This window comes from Paenibacillus sp. JJ1722 (assembly GCF_048282685.1).
Classification (GTDB): Bacteria; Bacillota; Bacilli; order Paenibacillales; family Paenibacillaceae; genus Paenibacillus; species Paenibacillus polymyxa_B.
In genome coordinates, this window is record NZ_CP182500.1 from 3841801 (window position 1) to 3853910 (window position 12110).

Here is a 12110-nt window from a genome sequence, read left to right on the forward strand (position 1 = left end):
TCTTTGTTGGTTTCGTCCTTACTGGTCCCATCTTTACTGGTCCCGAAATTCATGCGGAGTCATTCCGTAATGCTTTTTGAACATCTTACTGAAATATTGGGGATTCTGATAGCCCAGTTCCGTCGTAATTTCGTATATTTTTTTGTTGGAATATTTAAGCAAATAAAGAGCCCGCTCCATTCTCATTCGGATAATGTAGTCACCCAAACCTTCTCCGGTTTCAGCTTTATAAATTTTAGACAGATAGACTGGATGAAGATAAACCTGATCGGCAATCGTCTTAACAGACAGCTCCTGACCTTTATCCTGGGAGATGAGCTCCTGAACTTGCTTGACCACATAGCTTTTAGCGCTTTGCTCGCTTGCGGACCATTCAGATTTAAGTTTGTTCATCATGGAAAGTATCCACTCTTTGAGGTGGGGAAACGAATGAACCATTTTCTGCGCATGTAACGGATCGAAGCCTACTTGGTCCATCTGTGTAATGAAACGTCCTTGTTTGTGCGCTGTATACATAAAGGCACTCGTCACCGAAATAAACAGCTCATATAAATGTTCGCGTGTATATCCCACCTCTTCCATTTTTCCAAATACACGGTTCACTTTCGCTTCGGCCTCTTCCCATTGCCTGGACTCTAGCAGATGAGTAAGCGTAGGGTGCATATAAAGCCCCTCCAGTGACTTAACTGAGCTGTGTGGCTGTTCTGCCTGTTCTTCTATGAATAGCAGTGTATCCGTCTCCTCGTGATGGTTCCAGTATAAGGATCTAATCGCTGTCTGATATAGCTTAGGCAGCTCCTCTGGAAACTTAAACCATCCGGTTAATGCAACGTAAATTTCCCCTTTCAAGTAATTGCTCACATTTTTTCGAAAGGTCTCAATCGCCGCACTCAAAAAACGATTCTGCTCATCCGCGCTCCGTTCAGGAAATGAATTCCAATTACCTTCTATTAATACAATTAAGCAGTCATGCGGCGCTTTGCAATGCCAAACGTGAAAATCAGGTGCGAACACTTCTTCGGCAATATTTCCAATCGCATACTCAATTAAGGAGACTGAATGATAGTCCATATCAGAAAAATGCTTCCCTAGCTGAATAAGCAGCATACTGGCAGGATGTCCCGTGCGTAGCTTGATTTCGTACTCAGACATTTTGCTCTCTATTTTTGGTACTGGCAAATCACGCCCGAGTAGCAAATCATGCATCAAATGGGTCCGCAGTACACCAAAATCGTTTCTGCGGCTATATTGTAATTGATGAACCTTGTCAAATGCTTCCCATTCTTCCTTTAGCGAATCCATGGCAGCTGACACACATTTGATAAACTCTTCATCATCCACCGGCTTTAAAATGTAATCAAAAGCCTTAAGCTGGAGCGCTTTTTTAGCATATTCAAAATCGGCATAGCCTGTCAGTAACAAACTTCGGATATGTGGCCATCGTTCGTTTACCTCAACAATCAACTCCAGTCCCGTCATGCCAGGCATACGAATATCCGTAACCAGAATATCAATATCGTACGCTTCCAGCACATCCACCGCTGCTAATGCGGAAGCCGCTTGATGAACCCTCTCGATGCCTAGCGTCTCCCACGGAATGGTAGCTGCCAGACTTTCTGTTACATAACTCTCATCATCTACTAGTAATATCTGAACCATCTGGTCCCTCCGTTTTAACTATATTCGAATTTGGCGAAGGCTCAATTAAACCATTCGCATGCTCTCCTTCTGTTGAGATCGACCATTTTAAAACTGCACGCAATCCTCCCAATGGAGACAAAGAGAATTCCAGCCCTGCATCCTCCCCAAAATGTAATCGCATGCGTTGATGCACATTCCACAAACCGTATCCATGATCCTCTTCCACAGGCTTGTCAAGCGTTGACGTCAGGGCAGTTATAGCCTCTCTACTCAAACCGAGTCCGTTATCATCCACAATCAGGTACATATACGAGCCAACACGCTCGGTTAAAATATGAATTATACCATCCTCCGCTTGAGGCTCTATCCCGTGCAGCACCGCATTTTCCACCAGTGGCTGCACTACAAGCGGCGGAATCAGTAGACTGCTGGCTTGTGAAGAAACATGAATTAAGAACGTTAGCCTTGGCATACGCATCTGCTGTATGTTCAAATAATATTGAACAAACTCGACTTCCTCTGACAATGGAACCAAATCCCGCTCCTGTCTTGTCGTATACCGATAATACCTGGATAAATTATGAGCCATGGCTACAACCGCCTCATGATTGCGCAGCTTTGCCATACTTGTAATAAACGAAAAACAATTATAAAAAAAATGCGGATTAATTTGTGACTGGAGCTGCTTTAGTCGCGCTTCCTTGACATGTAGCTGCTCAACATACACCTTCTCAAACAGCTCCTGAATCTGTTCGACCATCAGATTAAATTGACTAGACAGGAAAGCAAACTCGTGACTCCCCCTTAGACTTAATCGAACAGCATAGTCTCCATCCTTTAATCTCCGAAATGCCCGCACAAGCTGAAGAATCGGCACTTGTACCTGTGAATGAAGCAAGTAAGCACCAATCAAGCCTACCAGCAGCGAGCCAACAACAGTTATATAAAACAGTCGATTCGATGAGTAAATCGGAGACATCATATCGGACAAAGGCATGTAATCAATCAAATACCAACCAGTCGTTTGCGAAAGAACGGCATGAACCAGGTAGCTTTCTTCTCCAATTTTCACAGTCAGATTATCAACTTCATGGAGTCCCATTTTTTGCAATTTAGAAATCAGCTGTCCAGACAGCTCTTCATTTGCAGTACGATTAAAGATCACTCCTACGCCTTTCTTATAATAAAAAGGCTCCTTTCGACCATCACCTTTGAAACGGTCAAGCATGTCCTGAATATTACTGCTGTCAAATTCAACCTTAATAATCGTGTTAGCGGTTTCTGGATTACCAAGTGAAGAAAACGGGGATAATGTATACAATGAAAATATAAATTGGTCTTTCCCGTATGATCTTTTTTTGGATACCTGCCAGCCGTCTTTTATCAGCTGATTTAGTTTTTTCTGGTCATATAAACCTGCTCCATTCTCCGATACAACCCGTCCAAGCGAAGGAGAATAGATACTCAGCCCGGTTCTCCAATTAGAAGAGCTTTCCTGAAGCCCAAGCTTGGTTTGGATCCGTTTGACAAGGTTAATTCCATCCAGATTGAGAACCTTGTCCTTCAAAAAAATCGCTTGAAAACTGGCTACATCGGGATCATGAATCAGCAGATGCGGCCAAGAGGAGATCATTTCAATATTCGTATTCACCTGGTTTTGAAAAAAAGTCAGCTGATTATAATTAGATTGATTCAGCTCCTCACGTAATACACCTGTCGTTGTCTGATTAGAATAGACATACAGGATCAGCATAGGTATAAGCAATACGATAACGATGGAGACGATTTTAGTATAAAAATTAAATTTAAACATGAGTTCTACACATCCTCTGCACAAAAAACAAGCATACTTAAATGGTATGCCAGAGCCCTGACCTTCGTTGCCGTCAGTACATACTATACATTATCAATGGTTGGCGGTGATAATATGTTTGATGCTAAGCAAATGGAATGGTTTAACCAACTATCCGCTGAAGACTTGGCCATTTTAGGTGCCGGCTTCAATACACTAGGTGATTTTTTTGATTTTCTGGCGTTGATTAAGGCCAGACAGGAAACAGCGCAAGGTAATAAAAAGTAATAGCACTATTTCACAACAAATTTCACACGAGTTCCATCCTCATACTCATCCAATTGGTGACTGACCCATGATCCTGCCCCACGATTATCCTTAGGGGCTATGTATTTGATATTTGCACCTTTGCCACCTTCTGAGCACATAGCCATCGGCCATTCGTCACGATCGTATCCTTTACGAGTGGGAACACCTGCAAGCGAATGCTTGCGATTTTGCTCGGCTCCTTCACGGTCAATTGTGCATACCGGTGATTTTCCCGCCTGAATGGCTTCCTTAATATGCTGCGCCGTTTCAGGGTAACGACCTGACGGGAATTGCAGCGTAACCTGAGCCGATGAAGGCGGGTTCTCTCCTGTCATTTTTGTAAGAAGATTGCCTCCTTCAAACCAGTACGCGCCCAAAGCTAGCAGCACTAAAGCTATAAAACTTAGCAATTTTTTCTTCAATTTCCCTCTTCCCTTCAAGCTATTCCAGTAGATGCCTTCAACTAAGGTAATCCCTGGATTTTATTTTTTGTAACCCCTTACTGACTATAAAAAAAGGTTGAATATTCGACGACAAATAGTATAGAGAGGAGGTTGTACGAATGAACGATGAGATCAAACTGGCCGTGAGCCAAATGCAAGCCGTTGTAATCCGATTACTGAATGGAAGTACCGTAATTGGCTGGCCTAAGCTCCTATCTGACCAAGAAACTCAGCAATTCAAGCTCTATGATGACGAACACGTATATACGATTTCCGTTAATGACGTGGATACAGTCGCAAGAGTTATTGTATAAGATACAGGAAGCGACTTAATGAGACATCCAGCGGACAAGCCCAAACAAGGCACACCACAGGAGAAGACTGATCAGAATCCCCCAAAATAAACCTTTAAAAAGCTTCATACCATACTGACAACCTTTCCTACTGGGCTTTTCCCCCATTATAACATGTCAGAAAGACAGCTGTCGCAGCTTGCTCTTATATCATCTTCGTATCAAATATATTAAATTTTAAAATCACGACACAAAGGAAATAATGAAATAATTCCGAAAATTAGGCCTGATCACCAGTGAAAATGCAATCATGACATAATAAAAGTCACATTTTAATCAAAATTTAATGAAAGTTTTCCGAAAATGATGTATAATTATTGACATAACAAAACGCACGAGGTGATCATCATGGCATTATTAAACAGAGTTCATGAATTAAAATTGCAACTGCCTAACGAGCATCATAGCATTTCCCAATACGTGGAGCATGCATTGCATTCGATTGACAGTTTTGTGGAGCAACATCGTCAATTTATAGCCGCTCAGGCTCTATATGGTGAAAAAATCAATGGTACGGAAGAAAGACTGTTCCGAGACACAATTTCTGAGATTAAAGCCCAACTGGTAGCTACTTTGGAAAAGACAGTTGAAGACTTCGCACACAAAGGCGATAAGCACTGGAAAAATCATTATCAGGACGGCGTAGAATAAGCTGAAAATAACCCCCGGTCTTTGGACCGGGGGTTATTTTGTATAAGTGGATGTGGCAATATGCGTAGACTATTTTAACACTCTGGCCGATGTCGCTACAGTCTTACCACCATAAACTACTTTGATACTGGAACTTCCGGTATCAATCGCCTTCACCTGACCGCCAGTAACCTGTACGATCGACGGTTTGGAAGATGTCCATACCGCTGAGCTTGTCACATTGGTAGTAGCACCTGAATCATAAACTGCATTCACACTAAGCACTTGAGAGGAGCCTTTAGGCAGCTTCAGGTTTTTATTGCTCAATACCAGTTTGAGCAGCTTAGGTGTGACCTTGATCTCAACGTTAAACGACTTATCCTGATATGTGCCCGTAATCGTTGCTGTTCCAATTCCAACGGCTTTAATGGAAGAGCCTTTTACGATCGCTACGGAAGCATTCGATGATGTCCATTTCACTTTACTGCTCAGCGTAGCTTTTTTACCATCCGTATATATGCCGATGACTTTGATGGACTTACTTCCTTTCAAATTCATATCAGCACTCGAAAAGCTTGGTGTCAATGTAGAAATGGCTCCTTCCACAATGACAGGTACTTTCACATATTTGTTCATATACATAGCCTTGATTCCAGAGTTACCGCCATTTACCGCTTTTACTTTACCATTTGCTACTGTAATTGCGGCTGTTGTACCTACCCAGCTTACCTGATTGGTAACATCCAGGATTCCGCCACCAGCCATGTGTGCTTTTACTGTCGGAATACTTGCTTCTTGGCCTGCAACCAATACATATTTTTTCTCAGAAGCGGTCAGCTTGAGCACTTTGTATTGCACAGTCACTGGAATATCCAGTTTGAGTGCACCTACCGTTGCTGTCAATGTTGCACTGCCTGGGTTCACTGCAATCAGCTTACCATTTGCTATTTTAACTGCACTTTCACTGCCTAAGCTCCATTTTACATCGGATTGAACTGCTTTTTTAGCCCCATTGACCAAATAAGCAGATATACTCGGAAGAGAAGTTTTGCCTCCTGTTTCGAGAGTCAGACTGGCTTTGCTTGAAACCAGTTTTTCAACCGTCGGAAGTACATTAATCTTCAGAGTCTTGCTCAAACCGTGATAGGACGCTGTAATCGTCGAATTGCCTGCATCCATCGGTGTGATTTTACCTTGCTCGACTGTGGCAACCAACGGATTGGAGGAAGTCCATTCTGCCGTGTTGGTCACATCTGTCTTGCCGCCAGTCAGGTTGACATCGGTTGCACTAACCTGAATTAGGGAGCTACCCAGAAAGACCGATTTGGACCCAGTTGCATTCAATACTAATGCCTGAGAAGAAGAACGCACATACACAATCGTTTGTGCTTTGAGTTCATCTTTGCTTGCTTTAATGTAAGTCACGCCTTTGGCAAGTGGACGAACCAGACCATCTTCAACGGTAGCAACAGCCGCATTCGAAGAAGTCCATTCGACACCGGATACATTTTCCGTCCCACCTCCAGTAAGTACACCTTGAGCAGTCAATTGCTTTGATTCTCCACCAATCGTCAAATTAATGGGACTAGACGGATTTAATTGCAGCTTGCTGTAAGGCGATTTTACTGTAATCGTTGTACTTACCGTTTGCTGCTCATATGTGGCAACAATCTTAATCTGCCCTTTTGACACAGGAGTAATGAGTCCCTTATCTACCTTTAAAATGCTTGAATCCCCAGAGATCCATTCTGCTTTTTGTGTAACATCTTCTTTGCCCTTTTCTGTCAATGACCACACTTTTAATTGAGCGGGGCTTCCACCCAGATTCAATGTAGTCGGATTTTGACTGTCCCACTGTACCGTGGAAGTCGTGCTCTCCTCAGCCCGGATCAAACCCGCTGGCCATGCTGCAAATACAAACATCAGCAAAGCAAGTAAGAAGGTACTCCGTTTGCTCATACGTTTCATACGCTCCATTCGTTTCTCTCCCTTAGTTTCATCTCTATAAAATAGGATATAATTAACAATCCCATTACTTTTATCGGTTAGCAGCTAACTAAATTGAACCCTTCATCAAAAAAAGGTGAATAATTACAGTTAAAGTTCTCCACGTAGTGACCTTACTACAAACAAATGCTCTTCTTTAGATAAGGTTTGTCCATCTTCAAGAATTACATCGTGTGCCGAGTGGCTAACCAGCTTTACATTATAAGCAATCAGCTGATCCTCTCTCCAAATCGTCACCGCCGACTGAAAATGAATGGCATTATCAAACTGTAACGGAACGCTCATTACATAACCGATAGCGTTCAGCTTCGCCGGATGGCGGCTTCTACGTTCACGCCCCGGAGGAAGCATGGTAATATGCGTAATATTTTCAAAAGGAATAGCCAGCATTTTCGGGCCTAAAATAACACACTTTCGTATATCATCCCATTTTTCAAGCGTGCCGCGCACCTTCTGGGTATGACCGTTGTTGCCGTGATATAAAATGACCTGACGTCCCTTCCACTGACGCATGTCCTCACCTCCAGTGCTAGCGGTTAGGAATCTCCCACCGAATAGGCTCCATTCCATGCTCCTGCAAAAATGCATTGGTACGCGAAAAAGGCTTGCTGCCAAAAAAGCCTCTGTGAGCCGCCAATGGACTTGGATGAACGGATTTCAGCACCAAATGCTTGCTGGTATTCACGAAGCTTGCTTTTTTCTGAGCATGGCTCCCCCACAAAATAAACACTGCTGGCTGCTCGCGTTCATTAATCGCTTCAATGACAGCATCCGTGAAACGTTCCCAACCTATTCCCTGGTGAGATTGCGGTTGTCCTTCACGCACGGTTAACACGTTGTTTAGCAGCAGCACACCTTGCTCAGCCCAAGGCACGAGGTATCCCTGATTCGGAATGGGAGTGCCGATATCATCGCGAAGCTCCTTGTATATATTTAGTAGAGATGGCGGTGTTCGCACACCAGGTCTAACAGAAAAGCTCAAGCCGTGGGCTTGTCCCTCTCCATGATAGGGGTCCTGTCCCAATATAACCGCTTTGGTCAGATGAAATGGCGTTAATTTAAGTGCGGAAAACAAGTCTTCTTTTGGAGGATATACCTTATGTAACTTGTACTCTCTGGCTAACGTATACCTTAATTCATTAAAGTATGGCTTTTCGACCTCTTCTCGTAGTACATCATCCCAGTCATTTCCAAACATACCCCTGTCTCCTCTCAATATGTAGATCTGTGAAAACGGTAAGCTTTTTGATCCAAAAAAATAAGCTGAACTCCTCATCCGGAGCCAGCTTATTTATTCGTTACCTGTGTTATATGCCGAAGGACCAGGAAAATATCCTTACGGTAATCAGCTACCGCAGGTCTAAATTCGATTTCCTTATTATAACATTAACGATAATGATGTCAAGTAACTGAAAGCTTAATTCTCTCAGAAGAAAAGCTCTTAATTGCTGTATTTATGACGATTTTGTATGAGCATTCAGGTATTCCAATGCATTATATAACATAACAGCAGCTTCGGCACGTGTAATCTCGCTTTTTGGATGAAACTTTTCATTTGCATCCAAGGTATTGACCTTGTAGACTAGCGAGCGTTGAATGCTACCTTGGTAAGAAGGCTCCAGTTCGCTGTCATCCGCAATATTCGCAGGTGCGATTTTAATCATCGGAAGAGCGCCTGCTTTTTCCATGCCCTGAATCAGCATGTGGGTGAACTCTTCCTTAGTCAGGGTTTTTGAAGGAACGATATCTTTTGGAATCTCTACGCCATTATAATGCGCGTTGATAAAGGCTTCAGCATACCATGCAGTATCCTTAACATGGGTAAACAGTCCGCTGGCCTGTGGCGCCTTATTAAAATCAATAGCGGCCAAACTGAGCTGGAGTCCGCCGGAGATCAACTGAATGCCCTGGGCAGCGGTGACTTTAGATGACGGGAGAAACTGCGTGTCAGAGGCACCTTTGAGCAGACCCTGATCTTTAAGGGATATAATTTTTTCTTTGCCGCTTACGTTGTCCAAATCCTTGAATTGACGGTCTGCCGCAGACATTTGACCTCCAACGGAGAAGGACAAAATGGCTACAGTTGTAATGGCTGCAAATGCACTTTTTCTCATGTTCATGTCAAGTTCCACCTTGTAGTTGAATTAGGCCGCCTGGCCATTAACAACCTCTTTGACGTAGTTCAGGATGGAAAGGTTGCAAGCGAAATCTAACAGAGATTTGGATGAAGATTGCCCGAACGCTCAATTCTTATCTTTAACGCCAATCACGATGACATCCCCCTCAAAATTATGCATATCAATAACCGTCACATTGCCCCGAAACGCTACCGAAGCTGCTGCAAATCGGCGGTATTCCAGGTCGATAATCGTAAAGTCATATTCTCTGAGATCGGCGTCTAGCTTCAGGACCGTGTTCACCGGCACATAAATAGCAATTTTTTCGAAGCCTCTGGTTGAGGCAACTCGAATCTCTTCCGTGTTTTTAAGTACTATGTTCCAAGGCTGCAAATCTACCAGTCCGTACATCTGGAACAGCCACTTCGCGAATCCATAATCCCACGCTCCCTCAAATTTAAGGGCAGCCTGCCATTCATAGGGGCTATCAAAACCTTCCCCGGTAACTCCAAAGCGTTTCCCTTTTTTGTGCCAGCTCCATATTCCATGTGCTCCGTAGGTTACGCCGGCTTCCGCACCGGACAAAAGACTTTGCCATGCAGCTTTACGCACGTCGGCACGGCCGAAACGACCGTATTCTCTCCGGCTGTATCCCATCATCTCGTAGCAAGGTTCCGAGTTTAGCACAGGCCGTGTTACCCGCTTGTTGTAGAAGTCCAATGCCAAGGTGTAGGCCTTGGACTGAAACTGCGAATTGTGACCTGATTGGTACATGTAAAAGTCCAAATTAGGATCGTTAATGAACTCATCCGGCAGATCCGCCAGTCTCCCCTGAATGTGGAGAGTAGTCAAACACTCCGGACTATGTGTCTTCACAACGTGAAGTGTGGTGCGGTAATACTCGTTCGCTCGCTCTGACGGGAAGTCGGTATCCCCGCTCACAATATAGATAGGGTGATACTTTGAGAATCGGTCTGCCGCGTAGCGCACATACGGTTCTACCGCCTCCAGAGGCATCTTTTTCTCATCACGAAGCTTGGCCGCCCATGTATCTGGGATGTAATTGCACCAAAGCAAAACAAGCGCGGGTACAAATCCCTTGCTCACCGCCATCTCGACCATTGTCTCCGCCCTGTCAAAATAGTCTGGATTCAGCGAATAAAAATCGTAGCTTCCGTCCTCAATCCGTACGAACGGTTCGTAATCCAAATCACTGCCGCTGGCATCCCACTGACGCAGCAAATTGATTTGCAGAACATTAAACCCCTGGCTACTTCTGTAGTCAAGATAATCAGCCCATTCCTCCAGTGAGATGTTGGTAAATGCGCTCCAGACGGTATCGGCCAGATAAAAAAATGGAACTCCTTCATTGACAAAGTAACGTTTGTTCTCCGCTATGCCAAGCTTTATCATACGGCATCCCCCTTATTGCTGTAATGACAGAAAACGGCGAACAGTTCGCCGCTTTCCCTTTTATTGCTCATTTATGAAGTAACGATACTAGTTTGGGCTCCAGCCGTTCCCTCCTGCTCTGACTTCTCCTGTGCTTCGCGTTCCCTGTTCAACGCTTGTTTATCAAGCGTTCTAAAGAACGGATAGTAAATCAACATACAAACGGGAATGAGCAAAAGCTGTGCAGCTGCAAGTCTCCAGCTCCCCTCAATAAAGCCAAGAGCAAAAATCGGAGTGCCAAATGCCGGGTAAATTCCGATGGGTGCGGGCAGCAAGCCCGCAGTTGTCGCAAAATAACCGAGGACGGCGCAGACGATAGGAGAAATGATAAACGGAATAGCCAGGAGCGGATTCAAAACAACTGGAATTCCGAAATTGAGTGGCTCGTGAATCGAGAAGAAAGTCCCCGGAAGGCCGAGCTTGCCAATCGTGCGTAATTGCTTGCTCTTGGCCAAGAAGACCAGCAGGAGAGCGAAGCCCAGCATCGGCGCATAGTTTGAGAAGATATACCAGAAAGCCAGCCCGATAATGTTCGGTAGCGGAGCTCCCGCCTGGAAAGCGTCGAGATTGGCAAGATCCAGGCTCATCCAGATCGGTTTGACGATGGCAAGCGTTACGATTGCACCGTGGATTCCGAACATCCAGAGCACCTGCATAATGATGAGGGCGACAATCATAGCCCCCAGTGATCCACCCAGTCCTTCCAGTGGCACTTGCAGATAGGTATAAATAAACTCATGGACCGTACCGAATGACGTATGCATGAATAGACCGGAAACGATAACGAATACCATAGCTACGAGTATCGCCGGAATTAATCCTGAGAATGTTTTGACAACGGTAGGCGGTACTCCTTCGGGCATTTTAATGGTCCAGTTGCGATCGACAATCCAGATATACAATCGGGAAGCGAGCAAGCCAACCAACATGGCGACAAACAAACCCTGCGCACCGAGCCACTGAAGTGGAAGCGCCCGGACTTTATCGAATGTTTGGATCGGCGTCAAAATAAGAAACGAGAGCAGTGCCGTTGCTGCGGGAACCAGTGGGTCCTTGTCAAAAGATTGCGCCAGTCTGTAGGCAATGAAGAAGACTGCATAGAGGGCGACGATGCCAGTTGTCATCGTCGATCCTAATCCGATAATACCCTTGATGGGTGCGATGAGGTTCTGGTAAGGCTCCCAGGCAAGTGCGGAGAAAAGCGTCGAAAATGCTCCAATAATCAAAAAAGGAAGGGTGGACATCAGTCCATTTGATATAGCGCTCATATAGCGATTTTGCTGAATTTTCCCAGCGTATCTTTGCAATTTATGCGATAGTTTTTTTTCGTTAGCCATATTCCTTCAACTCCTGTTTTAGAGTTTCA

At 44.4% G+C, this 12110-nt stretch carries 12 protein-coding genes; 3 read left to right on the forward strand and 9 right to left on the reverse strand.

Translation table 11 applies throughout. From position 1 onward, the window contains the following. Positions 1 to 33 precede the first annotated feature (33 nt). Both ACM1ND_RS17165 and ACM1ND_RS17170 read right to left on the reverse strand, forming a co-directional pair. Positions 34 to 1659 carry a response regulator transcription factor gene (locus ACM1ND_RS17165; RefSeq protein ID WP_071558506.1) on the reverse strand — a complete coding sequence of 542 codons (1626 nt, stop codon included), beginning with the start codon at positions 1657 to 1659 and terminating at the stop codon, positions 34 to 36. Then, a complete protein-coding gene (locus tag ACM1ND_RS17170; protein ID WP_071558505.1) occupies positions 1634 to 3454 on the reverse strand; it encodes a sensor histidine kinase in 1821 nt (606 codons plus the stop codon). The genes ACM1ND_RS17165 and ACM1ND_RS17170 overlap by 26 nt, the downstream gene beginning before the upstream one ends. Positions 3455 to 3568: 114 nt before the next feature. On the opposite strand from ACM1ND_RS17170, the gene ACM1ND_RS17175 reads away from it, so the two are divergent. After that, a complete protein-coding gene (locus tag ACM1ND_RS17175; RefSeq protein WP_023989363.1) occupies positions 3569 to 3721 on the forward strand; it encodes a hypothetical protein in 153 nt (50 codons plus the stop codon). A gap of 5 nt (positions 3722 to 3726) precedes the next feature. Here ACM1ND_RS17175 and ACM1ND_RS17180 read toward each other — a convergent pair whose 3' ends face one another. After that, complete coding sequence (locus ACM1ND_RS17180; protein ID WP_023989364.1) at positions 3727 to 4164, reverse strand: NucA/NucB deoxyribonuclease domain-containing protein; 438 nt, start codon at positions 4162 to 4164, stop codon at positions 3727 to 3729. Positions 4165 to 4304: 140 nt separating this feature from the next. Between ACM1ND_RS17180 and ACM1ND_RS17185 the strand changes: the two genes are divergently transcribed. Together ACM1ND_RS17185 and ACM1ND_RS17190 are read left to right on the forward strand one after the other, a co-directional pair. Next, positions 4305 to 4499: a hypothetical protein gene (locus ACM1ND_RS17185; RefSeq protein ID WP_013310963.1), complete on the forward strand. Its 195-nt coding sequence runs from the start codon at positions 4305 to 4307 to the stop codon at positions 4497 to 4499. 387 nt (positions 4500 to 4886) lie between these two features. Then, on the forward strand, positions 4887 to 5189 hold the full coding sequence (locus tag ACM1ND_RS17190) for a hypothetical protein (protein WP_013310964.1): 303 nt from the start codon (positions 4887 to 4889) through the stop codon (positions 5187 to 5189). 69 nt (positions 5190 to 5258) lie between these two features. Here ACM1ND_RS17190 and ACM1ND_RS17195 read toward each other — a convergent pair whose 3' ends face one another. The 6 genes from ACM1ND_RS17195 to ACM1ND_RS17220 all read right to left on the reverse strand — a co-directional run bounded on the left by ACM1ND_RS17195 (position 5259) and on the right by ACM1ND_RS17220 (position 12081). Then, positions 5259 to 7145 carry an Ig-like domain-containing protein gene (locus ACM1ND_RS17195; RefSeq protein ID WP_418026374.1) on the reverse strand — a complete coding sequence of 629 codons (1887 nt, stop codon included), beginning with the start codon at positions 7143 to 7145 and terminating at the stop codon, positions 5259 to 5261. A gap of 120 nt (positions 7146 to 7265) precedes the next feature. Further along, positions 7266 to 7688 (reverse strand): hypothetical protein, encoded by a 423-nt coding sequence (locus ACM1ND_RS17200; RefSeq protein WP_023989366.1) that lies wholly within the window; start codon positions 7686 to 7688, stop codon positions 7266 to 7268. A 16-nt stretch (positions 7689 to 7704) separates the two neighbouring features. Next, positions 7705 to 8373 carry a uracil-DNA glycosylase gene (locus tag ACM1ND_RS17205; protein ID WP_013310967.1) on the reverse strand — a complete coding sequence of 223 codons (669 nt, stop codon included), beginning with the start codon at positions 8371 to 8373 and terminating at the stop codon, positions 7705 to 7707. Positions 8374 to 8629: 256 nt separating this feature from the next. Continuing rightward, positions 8630 to 9295: an S-layer homology domain-containing protein gene (locus tag ACM1ND_RS17210; RefSeq protein ID WP_028540524.1), complete on the reverse strand. Its 666-nt coding sequence runs from the start codon at positions 9293 to 9295 to the stop codon at positions 8630 to 8632. Positions 9296 to 9418: 123 nt separating this feature from the next. Beyond that, positions 9419 to 10705, reverse strand: coding sequence for a DUF4038 domain-containing protein (locus ACM1ND_RS17215; protein WP_418026375.1), 1287 nt, complete (start codon positions 10703 to 10705; stop codon positions 9419 to 9421). A gap of 71 nt (positions 10706 to 10776) precedes the next feature. Then, the gene (locus ACM1ND_RS17220; RefSeq protein WP_341057521.1) at positions 10777 to 12081 is read right to left on the reverse strand and encodes a PTS sugar transporter subunit IIC; all 1305 of its coding nucleotides are present in this window, start codon (positions 12079 to 12081) and stop codon (positions 10777 to 10779) included. Positions 12082 to 12110 lie beyond the last annotated feature (29 nt).